This is a genomic window from Streptomyces sp. NPDC026377 (assembly GCF_055567715.1).
Genome location: NZ_JBVHPV010000001.1, coordinates 190,329 through 216,170 on the forward strand (window position 1 = coordinate 190,329; position 25,842 = coordinate 216,170).

28 protein-coding genes and 1 tRNA gene are annotated in these 25,842 nt (G+C 72.3%); 15 read left to right on the forward strand and 14 right to left on the reverse strand.

The window, feature by feature from the left end:
• Positions 1-160 precede the first annotated feature (160 nt).
• Positions 161-778, reverse strand: a complete 618-nt coding sequence (locus ACZ4MU_RS00725) for a MerR family transcriptional regulator (protein ID WP_467870562.1) — start codon at positions 776-778, stop codon at positions 161-163.
• Between the two features lie 223 nt (positions 779-1,001).
• Between ACZ4MU_RS00725 and ACZ4MU_RS00730 the strand changes: the two genes are divergently transcribed.
• From ACZ4MU_RS00730 to ACZ4MU_RS00745, 4 genes are all read left to right on the forward strand, one after another.
• On the forward strand, positions 1,002-2,570 hold the full coding sequence (locus tag ACZ4MU_RS00730; protein ID WP_467869314.1) for a flavin-containing monooxygenase: 1,569 nt from the start codon (positions 1,002-1,004) through the stop codon (positions 2,568-2,570).
• Positions 2,567-3,487: an alpha/beta fold hydrolase gene (locus ACZ4MU_RS00735; protein ID WP_467869316.1), complete on the forward strand. Its 921-nt coding sequence runs from the start codon at positions 2,567-2,569 to the stop codon at positions 3,485-3,487. The genes ACZ4MU_RS00730 and ACZ4MU_RS00735 overlap by 4 nt, the downstream gene beginning before the upstream one ends.
• Positions 3,484-4,371 (forward strand): SDR family oxidoreductase, encoded by an 888-nt coding sequence (locus ACZ4MU_RS00740; protein ID WP_467869318.1) that lies wholly within the window; start codon positions 3,484-3,486, stop codon positions 4,369-4,371. The genes ACZ4MU_RS00735 and ACZ4MU_RS00740 overlap by 4 nt, the downstream gene beginning before the upstream one ends.
• A gap of 112 nt (positions 4,372-4,483) precedes the next feature.
• Entirely contained in the window at positions 4,484-4,678 is a 195-nt protein-coding gene (locus tag ACZ4MU_RS00745; protein WP_467870564.1) for a hypothetical protein, read from the forward strand.
• Between the two features lie 75 nt (positions 4,679-4,753).
• On the opposite strand, the gene xth is transcribed toward ACZ4MU_RS00745, so the two are convergent.
• Entirely contained in the window at positions 4,754-5,557 is an 804-nt protein-coding gene (gene xth, locus ACZ4MU_RS00750; RefSeq protein WP_467869320.1) for an exodeoxyribonuclease III, read from the reverse strand.
• A gap of 58 nt (positions 5,558-5,615) precedes the next feature.
• Here xth and ACZ4MU_RS00755 point away from each other — a divergent pair, with 58 nt between their 5' ends.
• The 4 genes from ACZ4MU_RS00755 to ACZ4MU_RS00770 all read left to right on the forward strand — a co-directional run bounded on the left by ACZ4MU_RS00755 (position 5,616) and on the right by ACZ4MU_RS00770 (position 8,435).
• Positions 5,616-6,098, forward strand: a complete 483-nt coding sequence (locus ACZ4MU_RS00755) for a GNAT family N-acetyltransferase (RefSeq protein WP_467869322.1) — start codon at positions 5,616-5,618, stop codon at positions 6,096-6,098.
• A gap of 122 nt (positions 6,099-6,220) precedes the next feature.
• Complete coding sequence (locus tag ACZ4MU_RS00760) at positions 6,221-6,814, forward strand: WXG100 family type VII secretion target (protein WP_467869324.1); 594 nt, start codon at positions 6,221-6,223, stop codon at positions 6,812-6,814.
• 2 nt (positions 6,815-6,816) lie between these two features.
• The gene (locus tag ACZ4MU_RS00765; RefSeq protein ID WP_467869326.1) at positions 6,817-7,956 is read left to right on the forward strand and encodes a hypothetical protein; all 1,140 of its coding nucleotides are present in this window, start codon (positions 6,817-6,819) and stop codon (positions 7,954-7,956) included.
• 5 nt (positions 7,957-7,961) lie between these two features.
• Positions 7,962-8,435: a hypothetical protein gene (locus tag ACZ4MU_RS00770; RefSeq protein ID WP_467869328.1), complete on the forward strand. Its 474-nt coding sequence runs from the start codon at positions 7,962-7,964 to the stop codon at positions 8,433-8,435.
• 170 nt (positions 8,436-8,605) lie between these two features.
• On the opposite strand, the gene ACZ4MU_RS00775 is transcribed toward ACZ4MU_RS00770, so the two are convergent.
• The 7 genes from ACZ4MU_RS00775 to galU all read right to left on the reverse strand — a co-directional run bounded on the left by ACZ4MU_RS00775 (position 8,606) and on the right by galU (position 14,091).
• Positions 8,606-8,679: transfer RNA gene (locus tag ACZ4MU_RS00775), tRNA-Ala, on the reverse strand.
• A 75-nt stretch (positions 8,680-8,754) separates the two neighbouring features.
• Complete coding sequence (gene sepX, locus ACZ4MU_RS00780; protein WP_467869330.1) at positions 8,755-9,927, reverse strand: divisome protein SepX/GlpR; 1,173 nt, start codon at positions 9,925-9,927, stop codon at positions 8,755-8,757.
• A gap of 142 nt (positions 9,928-10,069) precedes the next feature.
• Positions 10,070-10,675 carry a GNAT family N-acetyltransferase gene (locus ACZ4MU_RS00785; protein WP_467869332.1) on the reverse strand — a complete coding sequence of 202 codons (606 nt, stop codon included), beginning with the start codon at positions 10,673-10,675 and terminating at the stop codon, positions 10,070-10,072.
• Between the two features lie 17 nt (positions 10,676-10,692).
• Positions 10,693-11,199, reverse strand: a complete 507-nt coding sequence (locus ACZ4MU_RS00790; RefSeq protein ID WP_467870567.1) for a MogA/MoaB family molybdenum cofactor biosynthesis protein — start codon at positions 11,197-11,199, stop codon at positions 10,693-10,695.
• A gap of 122 nt (positions 11,200-11,321) precedes the next feature.
• Positions 11,322-11,822, reverse strand: a complete 501-nt coding sequence (moaC, locus tag ACZ4MU_RS00795; protein WP_467869334.1) for a cyclic pyranopterin monophosphate synthase MoaC — start codon at positions 11,820-11,822, stop codon at positions 11,322-11,324.
• 59 nt (positions 11,823-11,881) lie between these two features.
• Complete coding sequence (glp, locus tag ACZ4MU_RS00800) at positions 11,882-13,183, reverse strand: molybdotransferase-like divisome protein Glp (protein WP_467869336.1); 1,302 nt, start codon at positions 13,181-13,183, stop codon at positions 11,882-11,884.
• Positions 13,180-14,091 (reverse strand): UTP--glucose-1-phosphate uridylyltransferase GalU, encoded by a 912-nt coding sequence (gene galU, locus ACZ4MU_RS00805; protein WP_467869338.1) that lies wholly within the window; start codon positions 14,089-14,091, stop codon positions 13,180-13,182. The genes glp and galU overlap by 4 nt, the downstream gene beginning before the upstream one ends.
• A 93-nt stretch (positions 14,092-14,184) precedes the next feature.
• Between galU and ACZ4MU_RS00810 the strand changes: the two genes are divergently transcribed.
• Positions 14,185-14,778: a 5-formyltetrahydrofolate cyclo-ligase gene (locus tag ACZ4MU_RS00810; protein WP_467869340.1), complete on the forward strand. Its 594-nt coding sequence runs from the start codon at positions 14,185-14,187 to the stop codon at positions 14,776-14,778.
• Between the two features lie 32 nt (positions 14,779-14,810).
• Here ACZ4MU_RS00810 and ACZ4MU_RS00815 read toward each other — a convergent pair whose 3' ends face one another.
• Positions 14,811-17,558, reverse strand: coding sequence for a penicillin acylase family protein (locus ACZ4MU_RS00815; RefSeq protein WP_467869342.1), 2,748 nt, complete (start codon positions 17,556-17,558; stop codon positions 14,811-14,813).
• A gap of 208 nt (positions 17,559-17,766) precedes the next feature.
• Here ACZ4MU_RS00815 and ACZ4MU_RS00820 point away from each other — a divergent pair, with 208 nt between their 5' ends.
• The 6 genes from ACZ4MU_RS00820 to mscL all read left to right on the forward strand — a co-directional run bounded on the left by ACZ4MU_RS00820 (position 17,767) and on the right by mscL (position 23,729).
• Positions 17,767-19,335, forward strand: coding sequence for a potassium/proton antiporter (locus tag ACZ4MU_RS00820; protein WP_467869344.1), 1,569 nt, complete (start codon positions 17,767-17,769; stop codon positions 19,333-19,335).
• A 252-nt stretch (positions 19,336-19,587) separates the two neighbouring features.
• A complete protein-coding gene (locus ACZ4MU_RS00825) occupies positions 19,588-20,865 on the forward strand; it encodes an MFS transporter (RefSeq protein WP_467869346.1) in 1,278 nt (425 codons plus the stop codon).
• A gap of 68 nt (positions 20,866-20,933) precedes the next feature.
• A complete protein-coding gene (locus ACZ4MU_RS00830) occupies positions 20,934-21,251 on the forward strand; it encodes an FmdB family zinc ribbon protein (RefSeq protein ID WP_467869348.1) in 318 nt (105 codons plus the stop codon).
• A gap of 194 nt (positions 21,252-21,445) precedes the next feature.
• The gene (locus ACZ4MU_RS00835) at positions 21,446-22,312 is read left to right on the forward strand and encodes an S-methyl-5'-thioadenosine phosphorylase (RefSeq protein WP_467869350.1); all 867 of its coding nucleotides are present in this window, start codon (positions 21,446-21,448) and stop codon (positions 22,310-22,312) included.
• 169 nt (positions 22,313-22,481) lie between these two features.
• Positions 22,482-23,123 (forward strand): hypothetical protein, encoded by a 642-nt coding sequence (locus ACZ4MU_RS00840; RefSeq protein ID WP_467869352.1) that lies wholly within the window; start codon positions 22,482-22,484, stop codon positions 23,121-23,123.
• A gap of 123 nt (positions 23,124-23,246) precedes the next feature.
• Positions 23,247-23,729: a large conductance mechanosensitive channel protein MscL gene (gene mscL, locus ACZ4MU_RS00845; protein ID WP_467869354.1), complete on the forward strand. Its 483-nt coding sequence runs from the start codon at positions 23,247-23,249 to the stop codon at positions 23,727-23,729.
• 34 nt (positions 23,730-23,763) lie between these two features.
• On the opposite strand, the gene ACZ4MU_RS00850 is transcribed toward mscL, so the two are convergent.
• The 4 genes from ACZ4MU_RS00850 to ACZ4MU_RS00865 all read right to left on the reverse strand — a co-directional run bounded on the left by ACZ4MU_RS00850 (position 23,764) and on the right by ACZ4MU_RS00865 (position 25,834).
• Positions 23,764-23,967 carry a hypothetical protein gene (locus tag ACZ4MU_RS00850; RefSeq protein ID WP_467869356.1) on the reverse strand — a complete coding sequence of 68 codons (204 nt, stop codon included), beginning with the start codon at positions 23,965-23,967 and terminating at the stop codon, positions 23,764-23,766.
• Positions 23,968-24,108: 141 nt separating this feature from the next.
• On the reverse strand, positions 24,109-24,510 hold the full coding sequence (locus ACZ4MU_RS00855) for a hypothetical protein (RefSeq protein ID WP_467869358.1): 402 nt from the start codon (positions 24,508-24,510) through the stop codon (positions 24,109-24,111).
• The gene (locus tag ACZ4MU_RS00860; protein ID WP_467869360.1) at positions 24,507-25,238 is read right to left on the reverse strand and encodes a Rieske (2Fe-2S) protein; all 732 of its coding nucleotides are present in this window, start codon (positions 25,236-25,238) and stop codon (positions 24,507-24,509) included. The genes ACZ4MU_RS00855 and ACZ4MU_RS00860 overlap by 4 nt, the downstream gene beginning before the upstream one ends.
• On the reverse strand, positions 25,235-25,834 hold the full coding sequence (locus tag ACZ4MU_RS00865) for a 4Fe-4S dicluster domain-containing protein (RefSeq protein ID WP_467869362.1): 600 nt from the start codon (positions 25,832-25,834) through the stop codon (positions 25,235-25,237). The genes ACZ4MU_RS00860 and ACZ4MU_RS00865 overlap by 4 nt, the downstream gene beginning before the upstream one ends.
• Positions 25,835-25,842 lie beyond the last annotated feature (8 nt).

The following is a 25,842-nucleotide window of genomic DNA, read 5'->3' on the forward strand; positions in this document are numbered from 1 at the left end:
AACCCCCCACCGGCCCGCAGCCGAAGACCGGGCCCTAAAGGGGCGCGGGGAACTGCGCGAGCAACCCCCCACCGGCCCGCAGCCGAAGACCGGGCCCTAAAGGGGCGCGGGGAACTGCGCGAGCAACCCCCCACCGGCCCGCAGCCGAAGACCGGGCCCCTCAGCCCCCCGCCAACCGCCGATCCATCGCCAAAGACAGTTCCGCCTCCACCACATCCCTCGCCAGAGGACGCAGCCGGGACAGATCCTGGTCCGGGGCGTGCGCGCGCAGCAGGTCGACGAACAGGCCCGCCAGGGCATCCGCGTGGGAGCGGACCTCGCGGCCCGCCGCGAGCACCGCCGCCAGCGGAACGCCCTCACGCACCAGCGCGGCCGAGACATCGAGCAGCCGGCGGCTGATGTGGACGATCTCCTCGCCGTCGACCGCGAGATAGCCGAGGTCGAGCGCCGCCGCCAGGTTCTCCGGGGTCACCTCGCCCGCGAAGTGGTCCGCCAGGGCCTGCGGGGTCAGCCGGACCGGGGTCTCCTCGGTCGGCTCGACCAGCCCGAGCGCCTCGCCCGCGTCGCGCCCGGACTCGAACGCGGCGGTCAGGTCGGCGATGCCGGAGAGGGTGTGGCCGCGCTCCAGCAGGGCGGCGATGGTCTGCAGCCGGGCGAGGTGGCGCTCGTCGTACCAGGCGATCCGCCCCTCGCGGCGCGGCGGCGGAATGAGGTCGCGCTCGCGGTAGAACCGCAGCGTGCGTACGGTGATGCCGGCCTTGGCGGCCAGCTCCTCCATGCGGTACTCCCGGGGCCCGCCCGGAACGCCGCCCCCGTCCCCGCTCCCCACTCCTGCGTCTGCCACGTCCGCCAGCCTATGTTGTACCGCCGGTAACTTTCCTCCACGCACCCCTACCGCTCGGTATGCCGCTGCTCTACTCTCCCCATTGTGCCAGTGATTACTGGCAGTGTTTCGCGTCTTTCAGACTCTCCGCACAGACGTCCTGCATGGAGGCGGTGGCATGGTCCAGCACGAGCGCGAGCCCGAGCACGTACGGGTGGCGGTGATCGGGTCCGGATTCGGCGGGCTCGGCGCCGCGGTCCGGCTGCGGCGGGAGGGCATCACCGACTTCGTCGTCCTGGAGCGGGCGGGCTCGGTCGGCGGGACCTGGCGGGACAACAGCTATCCCGGGTGCGCCTGCGACGTACCGTCGCACCTGTACTCGTTCTCCTTCGCGCCCAACCCCGACTGGCCGCGCACCTTCTCCGGGCAGGAGCACATCCGGGCCTATCTGGAGCACGTCGCCGACACCTTCGGGCTGCGCCCGCACATCCGCCTGGACCACGAGGTCACACTGATGCGCTGGGACCGCGAGGGGCTGTACTGGGTGATCGAGTGCGCGGGCGGCGGCGTCCTGCACGCCGATGTCGTCGTCTCCGCGACCGGGCCGCTCTCCGACCCCAAGATCCCCGACATCCCCGGGCTCGACACCTTCCCCGGCAAGGTCTTCCACTCCGCGCGCTGGGACCACGACTACGACCTGAGCGGCAAGCGCGTCGCCATGATCGGGACCGGCGCCTCCGCGATCCAGATCGTCCCGGCCGTCCAGCCGAAGGTGCGCACCCTCACCCTCTTCCAGCGCACCCCGCCGTGGGTCATGCCGCGGATGGACCGGGCGATCACCGCACCCGAGCGCTGGCTGCACCGGCAGCTTCCGTTCACCGGGGCCGCGCGCCGCGGACTGCTGTGGGGCATCCGGGAGTTGCAGGTCAGCGCCTTCACCAAGCGGCCGAACGAGCTGGGCCTCGTCGAGTCGCTGGCCAAGCGCAACATGGCACGGGCCATCAAGGACCCGGCCCTGCGCGCCAAGCTGACGCCCGACTACCGCATCGGCTGCAAGCGCATCCTGCTGTCCAGCGAGTACTACCCGGCCCTCGCCCAGCCCAATGTGGACCTCGTCGCCTCCGGGCTCAGTGAGGTGCGCGGCTCCACCCTGGTCGCCGCCGACGGCACCGAGACCGAGGCCGACGCGATCGTCTTCGGCACCGGGTTCCACGTCACGGACATGCCGATCGCCGACCGCGTCGTCGGCGCGGAGGGGCACACGCTGGCCCAGGCGTGGAAGGGCGGCATGGAGTCGCTGCGCGGCGCCACCGCCGCCGGCTTCCCCAACTGGATGACGATCATCGGCCCCAACACGGGCCTGGGGAACTCCTCGATGATCCTGATGATCGAGTCGCAGCTCAGCTATATGGCCGACTACCTGCGGCAGTTGGACGTCCTGGGCGGCCGCGTGGCGCTCACCCCCCGGCCGTCCGCCGTCGGCGCCTGGAACCGGCGCGTGCAGGAGCGCATGAAGCGGACCGTGTGGAACACCGGCGGCTGCACCAGCTGGTACCTGGACGCCAGTGGCCGCAACACCACCATCTGGCCCGGCACGACAGGGGAGTTCCGCAGGGCGACCCGCGAGATCGACCTCGGGGAGTACGAGGTGGTCCGCGCCGCGGCGCCCGAACCGGCCCCGGCCGCAGAGGGCAGCGCGCGGGAGCCGGGAGCGAACCCCACCACCTCCGAGGCGGTGACCTCGTGAGACGCCCCGCACACGTCACCTCGGGCCCCTTCGCCCCGCCCGACCCCGCCCGTACGCTGACGGCCGTCTCCGCCGACGGCGCCCGGCTGCACGTCGAGGTGCACGGGCCCGAGGGCGCCCCGGCCGTCGTCCTCGCCCACGGCTGGACCTGCTCGACCGCCTTCTGGGCCGCGCAGATCCGCGCCCTGGCCGGGGACCACCGGGTCGTCGTCTACGACCAGCGCGGTCACGGCCGTACGGCGGCGAGCCCGACGTGCTCCGCCGAGGCGCTCGCCGACGACCTGGAGGCGGTGCTGGGGGCCGCCCTCGCACCGGGCGAGAAGGCGGTGCTCGCCGGGCACTCGATGGGCGGGATGACGCTGATGGCCGCGGCCGGACGGCCCGCCCTGCGCGAGCACGCGGCGGCGGTCCTGCTCTGCTCCACCGGCAGCTCGCGCCTGGTCGACGAGTCGCTGGTGGTGCCGCTGCGGCCGGGCCGGCTGCGCACCCGCCTCACCGCGGCGGTCCTCGGCTCCCGGGCCCCGCTCGGCCCCGTCACGCCGGTGGCGAAGAAGGTCCTGCGGTACGCGACGATGGGCCCGGGCGCCGCCCCGGAGCGCATAGAAGCGTGCGCCAGGATCGTGCACGGCTGCGCCCGTGGCTCCCGGTACGCCTGGTCGAAGGTGCTGGCGGAGCTGGAGATCGACGCCCGGGTACGGGAGTTGAGGGTGCCCACCGCCGTGGTGGCGGGCACGGCCGACCGGCTCACCCCGCCGGTGCACGCCCGCCGCATCGCGGCGGCGCTGCCCGACTGCGTGGGCCTCACCGAACTCACGGGCATCGGCCACATGACGCCGATGGAGGCCCCCGAGGTGATCACGGAACGTCTGCGTGAACTGGTTCGTACGTATGTGAGCGTCGAGGAGGACGTGGCATGAGCAGGGTGAGCCTGGAGGGGCAGGTCGCGGTCGTCACGGGCGCGGCCCGGGGCGTCGGCGAGCTGCTGGCGCGCAAGCTGTCGGCGCGCGGCGCCAAGGTGGCCCTGGTCGGCCTGGAGCCGGACGAGCTGAAGCGGGTGGCCGCGCGGCTGCACACCGAGGCCGAGTCCTGGTTCGCGGACGTCACCGACCACGAGGCGATGGCGCGGGTCGCGGGCGAGGTCAAGGAGCGGTTCGGCAAGGTCGACATCGTCATCGCCAACGCGGGCGTCGCCTCCGGCGGCCCGTTCGTGGACTCCGACCCCGACGCATGGCGCCGCGTCATCGAGGTGAACCTCATCGGCGGCGCGGTCACGGCCCGCGCCTTCCTGCCCGTCCTGATGGAGAGCCGGGGCTACTTCCTCCAGATCGCCTCGCTGGCGGCGATCACCCCGGCACCCATGATGACGGCGTACTGCGCGTCCAAGTCGGGGGTGGAGGCCTTCGCGCACAGCCTGCGGGCCGAGGTGGGCCACAAGGGCGTACGGGTCGGGGTCGGGTATCTGTCCTGGACCGACACGGACATGGTGCGCGGGGCGGACGAGGACGAGGTGATGCGCGAGCTGCGGCAGCGGCTGCCGTGGCCCTCCAATCGCACCTATCCGCTGGGCCCGGCCGTCGACCGGATCGTGGCCGGCGTCGAGCGCCGCTCCTCGCACGTGTACGCGCAGTGGTGGCTGCGCGGGATGCAGCCGGTGCGCGGTTACCTGCCGGCCGTCATCGGGGCGGTGGGCCGGCGCGAGATGCGGCGCTTCGAGCCGCGGCTCGCTTCGGTCAGCCGGGGTCTGGTGGGCGCGGGAGGCGCCGCCGACCAGCGGGAACGCACGCTCCGTGACCTTCCGTAACTGATCGAAATGCGCCTTATGTCCTTGCGTGTCACGCTGGTCGAGGCCCGGCGGAGCCGAGGGAAAGGCCCCGGCACCCGGCCCCCTGAACACCCTCGTAGGAGTGAACTCGATGGGCATCAAGGACCAGTTCCAGGACAAGGCGCAGCAGGCCCAGCAGAAGGGCAAGCAGGCGATGGGCGCCAAGAAGGACCAGCAGCAGGAGCGCGCCCGCCAGGCCCAGCAGAAGGGTCGCGAGCTGCCGGACGAGGCCCAGCGCTCGGCGCGGGAGCAGCAGGACAAGTACGACATGGACTACGACGCCTAGTCGCACTCCCGTGAACGGGAAGTGGCGCGTCCCGGGTCGCCCGGGACGCGCCACTTCTCCGTGCTCCGGCGCGTCCTAGCCGCCGTACACCACGGTCACCGGCGCGTGGTCGCTCCACCGCTCCTCGTGCGTCGCGGCGCGCTCCACGAAGCCCTTGACCGCGCGGGCCGCCAGGCCCGGGGTGGCGAGCTGGTAGTCGATGCGCCAGCCCGAGTCGTTGTCGAAGGCCCGGCCGCGGTAGGACCACCACGAGTACGGGCCCTCCTGGTCGGGGTGGAGGCCGCGCACCACGTCCACGTATCCGCCGTCGGCGGCGTCGAGAACGCGCGAGAGCCACTCCCGCTCCTCCGGCAGGAAGCCCGCGTTCTTCCGGTTGGCGCGCCAGTTCTTCAGGTCGGCCTCGCGGTGGGCGATGTTCCAGTCACCGCAGACCACGACCTCACGCCCGTCGGCCGCCGCCCGCGCGCGGAGCTCCTTGAGGTAGGGCAGGAACTCCCCCATGAAGCGGTACTTCTCGTCCTGCTTGGCGGTCCCGGCCTCCCCGGACGGCAGATAGAGGCTGGCCACGGTGGCGCCGGGCAGGTCCGCCTCCACGTACCGGCCGCTGCCGTCGAACTCCGTGCTGCCGAACCCGACCCGCACCCGCTCCGGCTCGCGGCGGGTGTAGAGCGAGACCCCGGCCCGGCCCTTGGCCGCGGCGGGGGCGTGCACCACGTGCCACCCCTCGGGCTCGCGCACCTCGGCGGTGAGCTGGTGCGGCTCGGCCCGCACCTCCTGGAGGCACACGACGTCGGCGTCGGAGCCGGCCAGCCACGCAAGGAATCCCTTCTTGGCGGCGGCGCGGAGCCCGTTTACATTCACAGTGGTAACAGTGAGCACCCGCGCACCCTACCCACCCGGTCACCGTGATCGCCTGCATAGAAGTACGCTCTATCGCATGCATATACGTACGCGCGGGTACGACCACCCGGACGCCGTGAAGCTCAACGACCAGGTGCAGCTCGAATACGCCGAGCGCTACGAGGACGAGGGCGACGCCACGCCCCTGGACGCCTCGATGTTCCGGCCGCCCCGCGGCCTCTTCCTGGTCGCGTACGACGATCAGGAGCGCCCGGTCGCCACCGGCGGCTGGCGCACCCAGGACGAGAACGACGAGGGCTACTCGGACGGCGACGCCGAACTCAAGCGCATGTACGTCATACCGCAGGCGCGGGGGCTGGGCCTGGCCCGCCGCATCCTCGCCCTCCTGGAGGCCGACGCCCGCGCCGCGGGCCGCACCCGGATGGTCCTGGAGACCGGCGACCGGCAGCCGGAGGCGCTCGCCCTCTACGCCTCGAGCGGCTACGCGCCCTGCCCCAAGTTCGGCTACTACCGCCACTACCCCAGCAGCATCTGCTACGCGAAGTCCCTGCTGCCGTGATGCCGCCGAGCCGCCCCGAGGGGCGGCCACGGGGCGGACTGCGCCGACCGCTTTTGTCATGAGCCCGACCCCCCTCACCGGTTAGGCTGCTGAGCGCACGCGCACCGCACGGGGGAACACGTATGAGCGACGACACACTGCCCGAACCGGCCCAGCTGCCACTCTCGCCGGACGAGCTGAAGCGGCACCACTCCGAATGGTCCGCCGGACTCACCAAGGCCCCGCCCGCCGACAGCTACGTGGACCCGCTCACCCCGGTCCCCCTGCGCCCGAACCCGCCGATCACCGGGTCGCCGCTGCTCAAGCCGCCGCTCCAGGGGCCGCCTTCGGCGCCTCTGCCCGACTTCCGGCTCGGGCCGTACCCGCCGCCGTCGCCCGCCGGCCCGCCCCAGGACATGCTCCGGATCGCGCCCGGCGTCCTCACCGCGGCGGCGGGCCGCGCGGACGAGATCCACACGGCGTTCACCAAGCCCGCCGCGGCGCTGGAGGACCCCGCGCGCAAGGCGTCGGCGGCGATGGACGGCTGGGAGTCGGCCAGGGCCATCCGCACGGCCGGCGCGCAGTGGGAGAAGCAGGCGGGCACCGTGGCGGGCTGGCTCGCCCGTATCTCGGAGAGCCTGCGGATCGGGGCCCGGGACTACCGCACGACGGACCACGCCGTGGACGAGTCGCTGAAGGGCATCGCACCCCGCCGCTCGAAGCTGGAGGGGCTGTAGGAATGCCGTCGTTCTACCAGGAGATCCTGGACACCGACCTCGGCCCGCTCCAGAAGCTCGCCGACCAGTGGCGCACCACCCACACGGACCTGGCCAAACTGCCCAAGCGGGTCCACGACGAGGTGCTCACCCCGCTGCGCGACAAGGGCTACTGGGAGGGCGCCGCCGCCCCGTACGCCTGGCGGATGATCGACGACATCGAGCGCCAGATCGAGGCCGCCGCCAAGGTCGCCCAGGCGGCGGTCGGGGTCCTGGACGACGCGCTCGGCGAACTCAAGTCCGTGCAGAAGGACTTGAAGGACGCGGTACGGCGTGCCCAGGACAGGGGGCTGCACATCGGCGGCGACGGAGTGGTCTCCACCGACGTCGTCAACGGCGTCTGCACGGTGGTCGAGAAGGGCTCGGCGGACGCCAAGGCGATCGAGGACGCCCAGCGGGAGATCGTCGGCATCGTGAAGCGGGGCGTCGTCGCCGACCGGAACCTGGCGTTCTCGCTCATGGCGGACGTGGGGCTCGGCGACTGGTTCAACACCGCCCCGCGGCACACGAACATCGACACGACCCAGACCATCGGCCAGGCCGACTACAACGCCCTCGACCTCGCGATGCGGGGCAAGGACCCGCACCCCTCCCCCCAGGGCGACGACCCGTACTCCCTCGGCTTCGACTGGGTCACCGGCATCGGGCCGCGCGAGCGCGAGTACCACGACGGCGACCGGATGACCGAGCTGATCAAGTCCAGTGTCAGCATGGAGCAGCTGCGGGCGGACACCCTCGCCAACTGGAACAAGGACGGAAACGACCAGGGCACCGTCCACTACTCCATCTCCAAGGGCGGGAAGATCGGCGCCCTGGAGAAGCTCTTCCTCACCGACCTGCCCGCGATCGCCACCGGCGACGAGGACCACCTGGGCGAGGCGTTCGTCGGCTCGTACTCCCTCGACTACGCGGTCAAGGGCCAGGACCCCGACGGCTCCCTCGTCGTGGAGTACACGCTCAACAACAAGACCAGCAACGAGTCCTTCCTCCACTTCGTCGGCTACTACGACTGGCTGAAGAAGACCAACCGCGACGACGGCGTCTTCTCCACCGTCGGGCAGCAGATGACCTGGACCGAACGCATCCCGGCAGCAGGGAAGTAAGCACCGTGCCCCACCACTCCCGACGCGCCCTCGGGGCCGTCGCCGCCCTCGCGGTCCTCGCCGCCCCGCTCACCGCGTGCGGCTCCGACGCCCTGCGGCGCTGCGTCCCGGCCGCCGCGACGTCCGCCACCCCCGGCGAGCTGACCGGCCGCTACGAGGGCGCCCACGAGGCCGCCGGGGTGCGTCTGACGCTCTCCGAGGGCGGCGCCATGCGGGCGGAGAAGTGGCCCACCGGCGACTACCACCGCGCGAAGCTGGGCGCCACGTTCAACGGCTCCGGCACCTGGGAGATCGAGCCGTCCACGTCCTCCACCGACCGCGCGCTGCTGCGGCTGCACTTCACCGCGCCCACCCTGTTCCTCCAGGGCGACACCCTCGACAAGCTCTCGATCGGCACCGACGCCACCCGCACGGACCTCTACGACGACCTCGACCCGGACGTCTGCCCCGACTTCCGCCTCCGGCGCGCCAAGCCCTGAGACGACGGGCCGTCAGGGGGCGCGGGGCCCGGGGGCGGGGGCCTCGGAGGCGGCGCCCCTCCGGGGGCTGCCCTCCAGGGGCGGAAACGACGAGATCCCGGCCGGACGGTGACCGTCTGACCGGGATCTCGTGCACCCTTCGCGGGTGAACCCGCGGTGGGTTGTTGTTGTGGACCTGAGGGGATTCGAACCCCTGACCCCCTCGATGCGAACGAGGTGCGCTACCGGACTGCGCCACAGGCCCTTGCAACGGGTGAAACATTAGCACCCCGACGGGGGTGCTTGGAAATCCGGTCCCCGCTGGTCAGCGAGACGGGCCTCACTCGTTGGCGGCGCGGGGGCGCTCGTCGTCCGCGTACTGGTCGAAGAGCGGGGTCCGTCCGCTCCCCGGCGACGTGCGGCGACGGGGCGCCGGAGGGGCCGGAACCGTCGGGTCCGCGGTGGAGGAGCGGGCCGAGGACCAGGTGTCCGGGGCGCCCAGGTCGATGCTGCCGGTGGCGCGCGGGGCGACCGGGGCCGTCACATAGGTGGGGAGCGGCACCGGGACCGGCTCCCAGCTGTCGCCGCGCTCGGGGCCGCGCTCGCGCTGCTGGTCGACCCACTCGGCGTGGTCGGTCTGCTCCACCAGCGCGCGCCGGTCGGCCTCCTGCGGGGAGACGACGGGCTCGGGCTCGGGGGCCGGGTGCGGCTCCGGCTCCTCCTCGGGCTCCGCGACGGCGACGGGCTGACGGCGCGGCTGGCGCTCGCGCAGCCGCTGCGCGGCGGCCTCGGCCCGGCGCCGGTCCATGACGAACGCGAATCTGCGCCGCTCCTGGGCGCGCAGATGCATGATGTACGCGCTGAGCAGGACGGCCGGGACCGCGGGCGCCCACAGGAAGCCGAGGCCGCCCACCGCCGCCACCACCGCGCCCACCGTGAAGGCGAGGAAGAGGATCACGGTCGTACGGCGGCGGCGCGCCAGGACCGCGCTGCGCCGGGCGCGCCGGGCCCGCTCCGCGGCGTCCGCGGAGCTGCCTTCACGCCGGCGTGCGTCATTTGGCCGCGCGCCCCCGGACCGCTCCTCACCACCGCGCCCGCTCCCGCGGCGCTCCTGGGCGGGCGGGGCCTCGTGGTGGGGTTCGGCGGGGTGCGGGGGCTCGGGCCGGGCCTCTTCGGGGCGTGGCTCCGCGCGCCGCTGAGCCCCGGCACCCGTGGGGTGCTGTCGGGGCACGGCGAGGTCCCGGACGTCGACGCCCTGCGCGGGGTCCCCGAGGAACTCCGTGGGCGCGTCCGGGTCGGCGTCGGGTGCGGGGTCGCCGGAACCTCGCTGCCTGAGCTCCCTGGCGTAACGGCGCTCCATGGCCGACCGTCCGGACAGCAGCCGGATGGCGGTGCTGAAGCGTTCCGTCGGACGGGCCTCGTTGAGCTCGTCCTGCCTGCGGAGCCACATCGGCACCAAGTAGGCGGCCCAGGCCCCGACGATGACTGCGTAGATGAGGCCGCTGCTGCTCACACCCCACACGGTAGAGGGACGGGCGCGAGGGGATACGCCAATTGAGCCGGTGTGTCGCACGATCTGGCTGATAAGACCGGCTTTTTTTGTGATTCTTCAGATCGGTTCATGGTCATACCGGTACTGAATTCGAACGTTTATTTTATTTCTCGTGGTGCGCCCGTCGTGCCTGCTTCCACCTGTGGAGCAGCCCTTCGGGCACCTCCTCGGCGGTCAGCGCGTACACCAGATGGTCCCGCCAGCCGCCGTCGATGTGGAGATAGCGCGGGCGCAGCCCCTCCTCGCGGAATCCGAGTTTCTCCACCACGCGCCGGCTCGGCCCGTTCTCCGGGCGAATGCAGACCTCCATGCGGTGCAGCCCGACCGTACGGAAGCAGTGGTCGGTGGCGAGCGCGACGGCGGTGGGCATCACACCGCGGCCCGCCACCTCGCGGTCCACCCAGTAGCCCACGTGCCCCGAGCACATCGAGCCCCAGGTGATCCCGGCGACCGTGAGCTGGCCGACCAGCCGGCCCTGGTACTCGATCACGAACGGCAGCATCCGGCCCGCGTTCGCCTCGGCGCGCAGATGCCGGACCATCTGCCGGTAAGTGGGCCGCTGGGCGGGCGGAGCGCCGGGCGCGGGCGGCGGGACGGTCGCCTCCCAGGGCCGCAGCCATTCGCGGTTGCGCCGGTTGACCTCGCGCCAGACGCGCTGGTCGCGCAGCCTTATGGGACGGAGGAGGACATCGCCGTCCGTCAGCTCCACCGGCCATGAGGGGACGTTCAGCTCAAGCTCCCCACGGGTCTGGGGTGGTCGCCGCCCCGCAGCTGGTCGACGGCGTGCACCAGCAGCCGCTCCAGGACGGCCAGCCCGTCGCGGACGCCTCCGGTGGAGCCCGGCAGGTTGACGACCAGGGTGCGGCCGCCCGCCACTCCGGCGAGCCCGCGCGAGAGCGCGGCGGTCGGGACCTTCGCCAGCCCCTCGGCGCGGATCGCCTCCGGGATGCCGGGGACCTCGTAGTCGAGGACGCGGCGGGTGGCGTCGGGGGTGCGGTCGGTCGGCGAGATGCCGGTGCCGCCGGTGGTGACGATCACGTCGTACCCGGCGGCCGCGCCCGCGCGCAACGCCTGTTCCACCGGGTCGCCGTCCGGCACGACCAGCGGACCGTCCACGGCGAAGCCGAGCCCCGCCAGGCCCTCGGCGAGGATCGGGCCGCCCTTGTCCGCGTACACCCCGGCCGAGGCGCGGTTGGAGGCGGTGACGACGAGCGCCGCGTACGGGGCGAGCAGCGCGGCGCCGAGGCCCGCCGAGTCGCCGGGGAAGGGGGGCGCGTTCTCCACTCCGGGGCGGTCCGGGGCGCGACCGGCCGTGGGAGCGGGCGTCCGGCCGGCGCCGGGTGCGTCCGGCGCCGTCACGCCGTGGCCCCGTCCGCCTCGGGGCGGGACCAGTCGCCGGACTTGCCGCCGGTCTTCGTCTCCACCCGTACGTCCGTGATGACGGCCGCCTTGTCCACGGCCTTCACCATGTCGACGACGGTCAGCGCGGCCACCGACACCGCGGTCAGCGCCTCCATCTCGACACCCGTGCGGTCGGCCGTCCTCACCGTCGCCACGATCTCCACCGCGTCGTCGGCCACCGTGAGGTCGAGCGTCACGCCGGAGAGCGCCAGGGGGTGGCAGAGCGGGATCAGGTCCGGGGTGCGCTTGGCGCCCATGATCCCGGCGATCCGGGCGGTCGCCAGGGCGTCGCCCTTGGGCACGCCCTCGCCGCGCAGCAGCTCGATCACGCGCGGCGAGACGCGTACGCGACCGCTCGCGCGCGCGGTGCGGGCCGTCACGTCCTTCTCGGAGACATCGACCATACGGGCCGCGCCCGCCTCGTCGATGTGCGTCAGCCTGCCTTGCGTACTCATGGTGTGGCGCTCCCGGTCCGGCCTGTGTGGGCAGACACGCTACCGCCACCGGGGCCCGGTCAGCCGAGCAGGATCACCTCCACTTCGGAGCCGGGCTCCACGGAGGTGACGTCCTCGGGGATGACGATCAGGCAGTCCGCCTGGGCGAGGGCAGCGATCAGATGCGATCCGGAGCCGCCGACCGGGGTGACGCTCTGCTGGTCCGGGTCGTGGCTCCCGCGCAGGAACTGGCGCCGGGCGGCCGGGGAGGTGAGCGCCTTGTCGCAGTTGAGCACGGCACGCGCGCGGGGCCGGTGCACGTCCGGCAGGCCCATCAGGGTGCGGATCGCCGGGCGCACGAACAGCTCGAACGAGACGTACGACGACACCGGGTTGCCGGGCAGGGCGAGCAGCGGAGTGTGGTCGGGGCCGATCGAGCCGAAGCCCTGGGGCTTGCCGGGCTGCATGGCGAGCTTGCGGAAGTCGATGCCGCTGCCCGGCTCGTCCTCATCGCCCACCGAGGAGAGCGCCTCCTTGACGACGTCGTACGCCCCCACGCTCACGCCGCCGGTGGTCACCAGCAGATCGGCTCGGATCAGCTGGTCCTCGATGGTGGCGCGCAGGATCTCGGCGTCGTCGGTGACCGCGCCCACCCGGTAGGCGATGGCTCCCGCCTCGCGCGCGGCGGCGGCGAGGGCGAAGCTGTTGGAGTCGTAGATCTGACCCTCCGCCAGCGGCTCGCCGGGCTGGACCAGTTCGCTGCCGGTCGACAGGACGACCACGCGCGGACGCGGGCGGACCTTCACCGTGCCCCGGCCGATCGCCGCGAGCAGGCCGATCTGGGGCGGCCCGAGCACGGTCCCGGCGGCCAGCGCGAGGTCACCCGCCCGCACGTCGCTGCCGGCCGCGCGGACGTGGGCGCGGGCCCCTGCGGGCCGGTGGACCCGGACCTCGCCGCTCGCGCCCTCGGGCGCGCCGCTGGCGGCCCGCATGCCGGTGGCCGCTCCCCCGCCCGTACCGCCGTCGGTCCACTCGACCGGGACGACGGCCTCGGCGCCGGGCGGCAGCGGGGCGCCGGTCATGATCCGGGCGGCCTCGCCGGGGCCGACGGTCGGCAGCTCGCCGCTGCCCGCGGCCACGTCGCCGACCACGGTCAGCACCGCGGGGAACTCCTCGCCGGCGCCCGCCACGTCCGCCACGCGCACCGCGTAGCCGTCCATCGAGCTGTTGTCGAAGGGCGGCAGCGCGAGCGGCACCGTGACGTCCTCCACCAGGACGCAGCCCTGGGCGTCGGGCAGTTGCAGCTCGATGGGTTCGAGCGGCGCCACGGTGGCGAGGACGTCCTCCAGGTGCTCGTCGACCGACCAGATCGTGTTGCTCAAGGTGCCTGCATCTCCTCGGTCACGTAACTGCGAAGCCAGGCCTTGAAGTCGGGGCCCAGGTCTTCACGTTCGCACGCGAGTCTGACAATGGCACGCAGATAGTCGCCGCGGTCCCCGGTGTCATAGCGCCGGCCCTTGAAGACCACGCCGTGCACCGGGCCGCCGACCTTCTCGTCCGCGGCCAGCTGCTGGAGCGCGTCGGTGAGCTGGATCTCGCCGCCGCGGCCCGGCTCGGTCCGGCGCAGTATCGCGAAGACCGAGGGGTCCAGGACGTAGCGGCCGATGATGGCCAGGTTGCTCGGCGCGTCCGCCGCGTCGGGCTTCTCCACCAGGCCGGTGATCCGCACGACGTCGCCGTGGCCGGTCGGCTCCACGGCCGCGCAGCCGTAGAGGTGGATCTGGGAGGGCTCGACCTCCATCAGGGCGATCACGCTGCCGCCCTCGCGCTCCTGGATCTCCACCATCCGGGAGAGCAGCGGGTCGCGCGCGTCGATGAGGTCGTCGCCGAGGAGCACCGCGAAGGGCTGGTCGCCCACGTGCGGCGCGGCGCACAGCACCGCGTGGCCCAGGCCCCTGGGGTCGCCCTGGCGCACGTAGTGCATCGCGGCGAGGTCGCTGGACTCCCGGACCTTGGCGAGCCGGGCCTCGTCCCCCTTGCGGGAGAGGGCCTCCTCCAGCTCGTAGTTGCGGTCGAAGTGGTCCTCCAGCGGGCGCTTGTTACGCCCCGTGATCATCAGCACGTCCGAGAGACCGGCGGCGACCGCCTCCTCGACCACGTACTGGATCGCGGGCTTGTCGACGACCGGCAGCATCTCCTTGGGCGTGGCCTTGGTGGCCGGCAGGAACCTGGTGCCGAGGCCTGCCGCCGGGATGACAGCCTTGGTGATCCGTGGGGGCGACTGAGTCATGCGCAGCACACTATCCGCTGCGTATGTGCGGAAGATTATCCTCCGGTTAATACGGCCTCATAAACCGGCATTTGAGGGGATTGTGAAAACACTGTGAGTGATGATGCAGCCGAAAAGGCCCTCTTGCGCGCGGAACTCCTGGGTGCCCGGCGCCTCCTGACGCAGCAGGACGTCGAGCGGGCGGGCGAGGAGCTGGCGCGCCGGGCGCTGGGGCTTCCCGAGCTCGCGGCGGGCGGAACCGTCGCCGCCTACGTCTCGGTGGGGCGCGAGCCGGGGACGCGCGCGCTGCTCGACGCGCTGCGCACCCGTGGTGCGCGCGTCCTGCTGCCCGTACTGCAATCGGACAATGACCTGGACTGGGGCGAGTACGAGGGCGCGGACCGCCTCGAACCGGCCGGGCGGGGACTCCTGGAGCCCTCCGGCCCCCGGCTCGGGCCCACCGCCGTGCTGGAGGCCGGAGCCGTGCTGCTGCCCGGCCTCGCCGTGGACGCGCGCGGGATGCGCCTGGGCCGGGGCGGCGGCTCGTACGACCGGGTGCTGGCCCGGATCGCGGCGGCGGGCCACGACCCCGCGCGCGTGGTGCTGCTCTACGCGAACGAGGTGGTCGCGCGGGTCCCGGAGGAACCGCACGACCACCCCGTCCAGGTGGTGGTCACCCCCGAGGGCGTGACCCGCTTTCCGGCCTGAGCCCACAAGCCCGAGCCCAGTGGCTCAGTGGCTCACGGCTTGAGCGTCAGCGTGTCGACCGTCGAGGCGCCGACCGCCCTGGCGCTGAAGGACCAGTCCAGCTGCTCGCCCCTGGCCCACTTCCCGGTCTGGTCCGAGTAGTGCGCGCTGTAGGCGTGGCCGGAGGCGCCGGTGAGGTTGATCCACTTCGACTTGTCGAAGTCCTTCAGGTTCACCACCATCCGCATCGACGGCACCCAGGTGACCGAGTAGTCACCGCCGCCCGCGTTCCAGCCCGTGGCGTTGACGGCCGCCTCGCCGCCGCCCAGGTTCCACGGGCCCCGGTTGAGGAGGAACCGCACGATGCCGGGGCCGTCGGTGCCGAGCGTCTGGTTCTTCAGCGTCAGCTGGTGCAGCTGTCCCCAGCTCCAGGTGGTGACGTCCTTGCCGAGCTTGGCCGTCAGCTCCCAGCGGGCGTCCTTCATCGCGCGCGCGAGCAGCTGGTCCCGGGTCCTGGTGGCCGGGTCCAGACGGCTCTTGGGCGTCTGCCACCACGCGTTCTTCTCGTCGTTGAAGATCCGCCGGACCACCTCGAACCAGCGGTCGCCGCCGTCGGGCTGCGCCGAGTCCGCGTCGCGCTGGCCGCACTCGCGCACCAGCCCGTTGAGGTCGTCCACCGGGCCGGCGCTGTCCGGCGGGCGCACGTTCAGGCACTCGCCCTCGACCCGGAGCTCCTTGGGGAGCTTGTTGCCGAAGGCCAGCTTGAGGACGTTGCGCCACACCGCGTTGAAGTAGGCGGCCGCCCCGGAGTCCGGCTCCTGGGTGTAGTCCCAGCCCTCCAGCAGCTTCTGCGCCTCGCGGACGGACGGGTCGGGGACGTCGACCTTCAGCAGCGCGGGCGTCAGCAGCGCGGCGATCTCACTGCTGTTGTCCATCTGCATCTTCTGCATGTCCTCGGTGGAGACCTTGCCGCCGTCCTTGGTCTTCGACTCGATGAGGTCGTTGATCCGCTGGCTGCGGGTGCCGTAGCCCCAGTCCTTGGTCAGCAGGTACGGGTACTTCTTCTCGTCGACCACGGCCTGGTTGGCGGTGACGATGTAGCCGCGCTTGGGGTTGAACTCGTACGGCAGCTGGTCGAAGGGGACCGGCGCCGGCTTCCAGTTGTACTTGGAGTCCCAGCCCGGCGCGGGCACGGAGCCGTCGTAACCCTTGGCGCGGACCGGGATCCTCCCGGGCGCCTGGTAGCCGATGTTGCCCTTGGTGTCGGCGTAGATCATGTTCTGCGAGGGGACCTCGAAGTCCTTCGCCGCCGCGCGGAAGGACTTGAAGTCCTTGGCCCGGTCGAGCTCGAAGACGGCGTCCATGGACTTGCCGGGCTCCAGCGCGGTCCACCTCAGGGCCACCGCGTACCCCTCGCCCCGGTCCGGGGCGGAGGTGGCCACGGGGGCCTTCTTGCCGACCTTCTCCAGCTCGTCGTCGCGGTCGGAGACCAGCGGGCCGTTGTTGGTCTCGCGCACGGTGATCGTCTTGCTCCTGCCGCCCGCGACCTTGATGACCTCCTCACGCGTGACGAGGGCCTTCTGCTGGTTGTCGTACAGGTAGGTGCCCCCGGGGGCGATCTTCTCCAGGTACAGGTCGGTCACGTCGGCGCCGAGGTTGGTGAACCCCCAGGAGATGTCCTGGTTGTGGCCGATGACCACACCGGGCATGCCGGAGAACGTGTAGCCCGCCACGTCGAAGCCGCAGCTCGCCGAGACCGTACGGCAGTGCAGGCCCATCTGGTACCAGAGCGAGGGCATCATCGGCGCCAGGTGCGGGTCGTTGGCGAGCAGCGGCATGCCGGTCGTCGTGTACTTGCCGGAGACGACCCAGGAGTTGGAGCCGATGCCGCTGCCGTTGGGGCCGAGGAAGGCCGGGATCTTGTCGAGGCTCTCGGAGAGGCGCGCGAGCTGCGTCTGCGCGCCCTGGGCGGCCCCCTGGACCGCCGCCCCGGCCCCGGCGCCCGCGCCCGGCTCGCGGCTCGGGTCGTACTTGCCGGTGACCTTGCTGACCGAGCCCCCCTCGACGATCGGCCGGTGGGTGGCCGTCGGGTACGGCGGGTAGAGGTCCTTCACCTGCTTGGGGGTGAGCCGGCTGGTCATCAGGGACCGGTCGATCTCGTCCTGCATGTTGCCGCGCAGGTCCCAGGCCATGGCCTTGAGCCAGGCCACCGAGTCGACCGGCGTCCACTTCTCGACCTTGTAGTCGTGGACGAAGTCCAGCGCCGCGTACTCGACGGAGATGTCCTTGGGACCCTTGCCCTCCAGATAGGCGTTGACACCGGCGGCGTACGCCTGGAGGTACTTCTTCGTCTGCGGTGACAGCTTGGTGTCGTACTCCCGCTGCGCGACCCGGCGCCAGCCGAGAGTGCGCAGGAAGGCGTCGGTCTCGACCTGGTCCTTGCCGAACATCTCCGACAGCCGGCCGGAGGTGACGTGGCGGCGGACGTCCATCTCCCAGAAGCGGTCCTGGGCCTGGACGAAGCCCTGGGCCATGAAGAGGTCGGTGTCGTTGTCCGCGTAGACCTGCGGCACCCCGTAGTCGTCGCGCTTGACCTCGACGGGGCCGCCGGTCAGGCCCTTGAGCTGGATCGACCCCGTGGTCTGCGGGAAGGAGGCGCGCACGGTGCTGACGCCCCAGTACGCGCCGAGACCGACACCCGCGACGAGCGCCAGCACCAGGACGATCAGGATCAGACGGGCACGGCGTCCCTTCTTCCTGCCTTTCGTCTCGGCGGGAGGGGCGGTTGTGTTGGCGGGCATCGCTGTCCTTCGAGGGGCAGGGTGGTCCTAGGTGCTGGAGCAACCATAGGCGCAGCGACTGACAGCCCCGGACGCGGTGTCGTGTATGGGCGTCAGCCCGTCCGGCAGACACGTTCTTGCGTAAAGAACTCGTCAAAGATTAGGTAAGGTAACGAAGTACCGTTGCCTGAAAGAACGTTTCAGCATCGGTGCGTGAGGGCGCCTGACGGTGCGTGAGGGGAAGGATCGGCCACTGACTGTCCACCATCTCAACGAGCTCCTGCTCATCTGCTCGCTCGTTCTGCTCATCGCGGTCGCGGCCGTGCGCGTCTCCTCCCGCAGCGGGCTCCCCAGCCTGCTCCTGTACCTCGGGATCGGGATCGCCATAGGGCAGGACGGAATCTTCGACGTCCAGTTCGACAACGCCGAGATGACCCAGGTCATCGGTTATGCCGCTCTGGTGGTGATCCTGGCCGAGGGTGGTCTGGGCACCAAGTGGAAAGAGGTCCGCCCGGCGCTGCCGGCGGCGGTCGTGCTCTCCATCGTCGGTGTCGCGGTGAGCGTGGGGGTGACCGCGGCCGGGGCGCACTACCTGGTCGGGCTCGAATGGCGGCAGTCACTGATCATCGGCGCGGTGGTGTCCTCGACGGACGCCGCGGCCGTCTTCTCCGTCCTGCGCAAGGTCCCCCTGCCGTCCCGGATCACCGGCGTCCTGGAGGCCGAGTCGGGCTTCAACGACGCCCCGGTCGTCATCCTGGTCGTCGCCTTCTCCACCCCGGGCCCCGTGGAGTCCTGGTACGCCCTGCTCGGCAAGATCGCCCTTGAGCTGGCCATCGGCGCCGGGATCGGCCTCGCGGTCGGCTGGCTCGGCTCCTGGGGGCTGCGGCACGTGGCACTGCCCGCCTCCGGCCTCTACCCGATCGCCGTGATGGCGATCGCCGTCACCGCGTACGCGGCGGGCGCCATGGCCCACGGCTCCGGCTTCCTCGCCGTCTATCTGGCCGCGATGGTCCTCGGCAACGCCAAGCTGCCGCACTGGCCCGCCACCCGCGGCTTCGCCGACGGGCTCGGCTGGATCGCCCAGATCGGCATGTTCGTGCTGCTCGGCCTGCTCGTCACCCCGCACGAGCTGCCCGACGACTTCTGGCCCGCCGTGCTCATCGGCCTGGCCCTGACGATGGTGGCCCGGCCACTGGCGGTGCTGATCAGCGTGGCGCCCTTCCGGATGCCGTGGCAGGAGAAGGCCCTGATGTCCTGGGCCGGGCTGCGCGGCGCCGTGCCCATCATCCTGGCCACCATCCCCATGGTCTCCGGGATCGACGGCAGCGAGCGGGTCTTCAACATCGTCTTCGTCCTGGTCGTCGTCTACACCCTCGTCCAGGGCCCCACGCTGCCCTGGCTCGCCAGGAAGCTGCGGATCTCGGACGTGGAGGCCGCCTCCGACCTCGGCATCGAGTCGGCGCCCCTGGAGCGGCTGCGCGGCCATCTGCTGTCGGTGGCGATCCCGCCCGAGTCGCGGATGCACGGCGTCGAGGTGCACGAGCTGCGCCTGCCCCCCGGCGCCGCGGTCACCCTGGTCGTACGGGACGGCAAGAGCTTCGTACCGGGGCCGACGACCGTCCTGCGGCGCGGCGACGAGCTCCTGGTGGTCGCGACGGACCCGGTGCGCGACGCGGCCGAGGCGCGGCTGCGGGCGGTCGGCCAGGGCGGCAAGCTGGCCGGCTGGCTGGGCACGGGCGGGCCCGGCTCGCACCCCGGCCGGGCCACCAAGGGAACAAGCGGACGAAGGTCCGGTTAAATCAGAGGTGTGATCTCGATCATCCGCGCGCTTTCACAGGCGCGGAACCGAATCCCCCTGTACCATGAAGGCACACCACTGATCGACCAACTCTGCCTGACGCAGAGCTGGCGCGACCGTATGGCGGTCGGAGGCTCCCCCCGGGTGAGCCCCGGCATCTACCGCAGTTCCGCGCAAGAGGACAGCTCTCGGCGGCGCCCGTACCCACCCGGTACGAGGGGCGCGCTACCAGGCGGCAGAAAGGCAAGGGCCGTGGCATCCACGGTCGCTTCCGAGCGTCGCCCGGGCTACGGGCAGCTCCTGCGCACTCCCGGCGCACTGACGTTCCTCCTGCCCGGCTTCGCCGCCCGGCAGCCCTTCGCGATGCTCACCATCAGCATCGTGCTTCTTGTGCAGCACACCACCGGCTCGTACAGCAGCGCCGGTGCCGTGGCCGCCGTCACCGGCGTCTCCATGGCCCTGTTCGCCCCCCAGAGCGGCAAGCTCGCCGACCGCCTCGGCCAGCGCGCGGTGCTGCTCCCCGGCGTCCTCGTGCACGCCGCCTCCGGCTCCGTACTGATCACGCTGGCGCTGGCCGGCGCCCCCCTGTGGGCGCTGTTCCTGGCGGCCGTCCCCACCGGCGCCTCGGTGCCGCAGGTCGGACCGATGGTCCGGGCCCGCTGGGCGGCCAAGCTCGACGGCTCGCCCCTGATGTCCACGGCCGCCGCCTTCGAGTCGGTGACCGACGAGTTCACCTTCGTCATCGGCCCGGTGCTCGCGACCGCGCTGTGCACCGGCGTCCACCCGGCGGCCGGCCTCATCACCGAGGCCGCGCTGACCCTGGTCGGCGGCCTGCTCTTCGCCGCCCAGCACCGCACCCAGCCGCAGCCCAGCCGCGCCGGCGACGACAACGCGCGCGTGGAGCACGTCTCCGCGCTCTCCATCCCCGGTGTGCGCGTCCTCGCGGTCTCCTTCCTCGGCATCGGCGCCGTCTTCGGCGGGATGCAGGTCTCGCTGACCGCCTTCTCCGAGGAGATCGGCAACCCCGGCGCCAACGGCCTGCTGTACGGGGTCTTCGCCGCGGGCAACATGCTGGCGGGCATCGCGTGCGGCGCCATCGCCTGGAAGTCCGCTCCCCGGACCCGGCTGATCGCGGGCTACACCGGTCTGACCCTGGCCGCCTCGGGCCTGTGGGCCATGCACTCCGCGGTGCTGCTCGGCGGCCTCGGCCTGATCGTCGGACTCTTCATCGCCCCGGCCCTGATCACCGGCTACACCCTGGTCGAGTCGCTGGTCCCCTCCTCCGCCCGGACCGAGGCCTTCACCTGGCTGACCGGCGCGGTGGCGCTGGGCCAGGCCGGCGCGGTCACCGTGGCCGGCCGGCTGGCGGACGCCCACGGCTCCAGCGCGGGCTTCCTGGTGCCCCTGGCGGGCACCGCGCTGGCCCTGGTCACGCTGGTCTCCCTGCGCTCCCGACTGGCTCCGCGCTCCTCGGGACGCACCGTCGCGCGTAGTGGCGTGGGTCACCGAGTCCCCGTCACGGTGGACTGATCCAGCGGAATACGTCACTATGGACCGTCGTTAGCACTCATCGAGTGAGAGTGCCAGGAGGAAGACAAGTGCCGACCTACCAGTACCAGTGCACCGAGTGCGGCGAAGGCCTCGAGGCGGTGCAGAAGTTCACCGACGACGCCCTGACCGTCTGCCCGAACTGCGACGGCCGCCTCAAGAAGGTCTTCTCGGCCGTCGGTATCGTCTTCAAGGGCTCCGGCTTCTACCGCAACGACAGCCGCGGTGCCTCGTCGAGCAGCTCGCCCGCGTCCTCGGCCGCCAAGCCGTCGACGTCGTCGGGCTCGGAGACGAAGCCGGCCGCGTCGTCCTCGGCGTCGTCGGCGTCTTCCTCGTCGAGCTCCACCAGCTCGTCGTCGGCCGCCTGACCGGCCGCACGAGCCCCGGAAACCTTCGGACCCCGCCGTCCCCGACGGCGGGGTCTTCGGCATGCCCGAATGCCCGAGCCACGCCACCGGCCGCGGCGGGGCCCGGACGGGCGTGCCTTTCCCGCGCACCGGCCCCGGCGCACGGCCCCAGCGACCCGGGCGCGACGTGAAGGGCACGCCCTAGGGTGCTGCCCATGGCTAACGCAGAGATCACACAGAGCGCGGGGAACGCCGAACGCGCGGAGATCGGCGTCATCGGGGGCTCGGGCTTCTACTCCTTCCTGGAGGACGTGACCGAGGTCCAGGTCGACACTCCGTACGGAAGTCCCAGTGACTCCCTGTTCCTGGGGGAGATCGCCGGGCGCCGGGTCGCCTTCCTGCCCCGGCACGGCCGCGGCCACCACCTTCCGCCGCACCGCATCAACTACCGCGCCAACCTGTGGGCCCTGCGCTCGGTGGGCGTGCGCCAGGTGCTCGGCCCGTGCGCGGTGGGCGGCCTGCGGCCCGAGTACGGTCCGGCCACGCTGCTCGTGCCGGACCAGCTGGTGGACCGGACGAAGTCACGCGTCCAGACGTACTACGACGGATACCCGCTGCCCGACGGCTCGGTCCCGAACGTGGTGCACGTGGCGCTGGCCGACCCGTACTGCCCCGAAGGCCGCAAGGTCGCGCTCGCGGCCGCGCGCGGGCGGAACTGGGAACCGGTGGACGGGGGCACGCTGGTCGTCATAGAGGGCCCGCGCTTCTCCACGCGCGCGGAGTCGCGGTGGCATGCGGCGATGGGCTGGTCGGTGGTGGGGATGACCGGCCACCCCGAGGCGGTGCTCGCCCGCGAACTGGGGCTCTGCTACACGACGATGACCCTGGTCACCGACCTGGACGCGGGCGCGGAAACCGGCGAGGGCGTCTCCCACGAGGAGGTGCTGCGGGTCTTCGCGGCCAATGTGGACCGCCTCCGCTCGGTGCTGTTCGACGCGGTGGCGGGCCTGCCGTCGGGCGAGCGGGGCTGCCTGTGCGCGCGGGCACTGGACGGGCTGGAGACGGGGATCCGGCTGCCGTAGGGGGTGTGTCGATCTGTCATCCCATCCACCCCAGCGGGTGACGGAGTTGTCCACAACCCGGGAGTAATCCACAGGGCTGGGCGGGAAGTTGGCGGGCCGGGGGATCGTGAGGAGCGTTCGAGCAGCACCCGCTGCGGCTCCCGTTCCTCACGATCGGTGGTGACCCGCCATGTCCTGGCCCTCCCCCCTGCCCTCCTCCCCCGCACCCGCGCCCTCTCCCGCCCCCGCTCCCCTGCCTTCCCCGGCTCCCGAACCGGCCGGTGTGCCCGTCTTCCCGCCGCTGCGGGTGCGCGGGAGCCGGCACCGGCTGCGGCGTGCGGTGCGGCGCCGGCGGCGGGCTATGGCGGCCGGGCTCGCGGTGGCCGCGGCGGCGCTGGCGGCGGTGGGGGCGCGGGCCCCGGGGCCCGGGGATACGGGCCACCCGGCTCCCGGCGCCGTCGCGGCGGCGAGCACGGCCGCCCCGCCGGCCGGTGCGCCATCCCGCCGCGCCGCCAAGGCCGTTGACGTGGTGTCGGCGCCGGTGCGGATCGCGGACGCGGAGACCGTACGGCTGCTGAGGCCCGGCGACCGGGTCGATGTGATCGCGGCGCCCGACTCCTCATCGCGCGGTACGGGCGGATCCGGCGGTACGGGCGGGTCCGGTGCGGCGCGTCTGGTGGCCTCGGGGGCGCGGGTGACCGAGGTGCCCCGGCCGCGCGGTCCGTCCTCGTCCGACGAGGGGGCCCTGGTGGTCCTCTCCGTCCCCCGCGCCACCGCGACCGCGCTCGCGGGCGCCGGCGCGACGTCCCGACTGGTGGTGACCTGGTGCTGAATCGCACGGACATCCTGTCAAGTCGCCTGTTTGCGTACGCGGATTGGACAGCGCGGTCATGCGCTGACGTAGGTTGCGGAACAGTTTGCTCCACCCCCCGCACCTGCGAAGAGAGGCTCATTCGTGACCGAGGAGAAGAAGAGCGGCGGCATCATGGCGGGCTTCCGGGCCTTCCTGATGCGCGGCAATGTGATCGACCTGGCCGTCGCTGTGGTCATCGGCGCCGCGTTCACCACCATCGTCAACTCGGTCGTGAAGGGCGTCATCAACCCGCTGGTCGGCGCGTTCGGAACGAAGGACCTGAACAGCTACAGCTCGTGCCTGAAGGGCCCCTGCCGGTTCGACCAGAAGACGGGCGAGGCGGTCTCCGGCATCCCGATCATGTGGGGTCTGGTCCTCAGCGCGGTGCTGAGCTTCCTCATCACGGCGGCCGTCGTGTACTTCCTGATGGTCCTGCCGATGGCCAAGGTCCTGGCCAAGCGCGCTCAGCGGGACAAGGCGAAGGTAGGCGTCCAGGAGACGCTGGAGATCAGCGAGCTGGAGGTGCTGAAGGAGATCCGCGACGCCCTGGTCTCCCAGCGCGGCACGGGGCACAGCGCCCCATAGCGCACCACCGCCGGTCGGGACGGCGGAACCGGGCTCAGATGTGGTGGGGCGGCTTCTCGTCGAGGAAGCGCGCAAGGTCGGCCGCGCTGCCGGTCGAGGGGGCCCGCTCACCCCACCCGCGGTCCGTGTCGTCCGCGGACTGCTGGTCCAGCGGATCGTCGAAGACCAGCGCGGGCCTCGGCTTCGGGTCGGACGCCGGCTTCGCATCGCGCAGTCCGGGGGCGGGGGCGGTACTCATAGCTCCAGGGTACGGCGAGACGGCGGACGAAGCCGTGGGCGACCGGGTGGCAGACGTCACCGCTACGGCTACAGCTACAGCTACAGCTACAGCTACAGCTACAGCTACAGCTACGGGCAACGACGCTCTCCCCCTTCCCCTTCACCGGTCCTTGGGGTCGAGCAGCCAGAGTCCGAGGACGACGAGGAACGACAGGCCCAGGAACCCCGTGCCCCACCAGGCGGTCGCGGTGTCGCCCTTCATCCACTCATTAACGATCACCGTCAGCCCCCATAGCTGGCCGACGACCACGGTGATCGCGAGGACGAGCCGGGCCGTGAGCTTGGAGGACCGCTCGGGCTCCTGCTCGGTGCCCGCGCCGGGGCCCGGGCCGGTGCGGCGGGTCCGGGGATCGCCGTATCCGCTGGTGGCACGGATCTGGGGGTACCGGTCGCGTACGGGGCGGTTGAGGCGCGGCTGGGCGCTGCCGGGTGTGTACGGCGGCGGCGCGGGCACGGCTGCGTCGCCGCTCCCGCCGGGGCCCGGGCCGGGGTGGACGCTCATGTCCGCTCGCTCCTCTCGGGCTCGGACCGCGCTCCCGGACAGCCGATCCGGGCCGCCATGTCCGGGCGCTTCTCCGCGAACTGCCGGCACATGGCCGCCTTGAAGCTCTCGCCGGAGCGGGTGGTGGCCACCGCCCAGACGCTGCCGTCGATCTCCTCCACGAGGAGCACCTTCGGCAGGGGGCGGGGCGGTGGTCCGGCGGTGACCTCACCGGTGCGGGCGTCGAAGGCGCCCTCGTGGCAGGGGCAGTACAGCTCGCCCTCGTCGCCCCGGTCCTCGCGCCACAGCACCGCGCAGGCCAGGTGCGTACAGACGGCGGAGTAGCCGACGAGGGTGCCGTCCCTGAGCCGTACGCCGACCGCCCGGTCGTCCTCGCCGGGGAAGCGGAAGGCGATGGACTCGCCGGGACCGAGCCGGTCGGCGACGCGTTTGGCCTCGGGGGCGTCCGTACCGTCGCCGTGCCGGTGGAGCACGCCCCCGGCGACGGCGACCGCGCCGACGGCGAGCCCGCCGGAGACGGTGGTGACGATCCGCAGATAGTCGCGGCGGGAGGTGAGCGAGTCGGCGGCGACACGGTCGCGCAACGCCTCCTGGGCGGGGTCGGGCCAGGGGGCGGCCGCGGACCCCTGACCAGCCGCGTAAGAGGTGCCCGGGCCGCCGCCCTCGCCCGGTGTACCGGGCCCGGCGTCCGGGGCGCCGGAGGGCGGGGGCTGGCCGGTCGTGCTCATCGGACCGTCCTTCCGTTCACCTCGACGACCGGAAGGCCGCCGGGGACCGGCCACTGGACCCTGTCGGCCGGGACGACCATCGCCACGCCGGTGGAGACGACGACATCGCCGAACGTGAAGGAGTCGGCGACCTGCACACCGGGGCGTTCGGCGCGGAGCTCTTCGACCGTTCCGTAGAAGAGGGCGCCGGTGGGGCAGACCGTCGCGCACATGGGGGCGAGGCCGTAGGCGGTGCGGTCGTAGCAGAGGTTGCACTTCATCTGGAGCTTCGCCTGGAGGTCGATCTTCGGTACGCCGAAGGGGCAGGCGTTGACGCAGTTGGCGCAGCCGATGCAGCGGGTCGTGTCGGCCTGCTGCACCACCCCGTCGGCGGTCACCAGGATCGCGTCGGCGGGACACACCTCGGCACAGGGGGCCACCGGGTCCTCACAGTGCATGCAGACCGTGGGAAGGGAGGCGACCGAGTGCCCCTCGTCGGGGTAGTCGAGATGGATCATGGATGTGCCCCGGTGCGAGTCGCACTCACGGCAGGCGGAGACACAGGCCTGACAGCCGATGCACCGGCCCGGGTCGATGAAGATCGTTCTGCCCATCATGGCGGGCG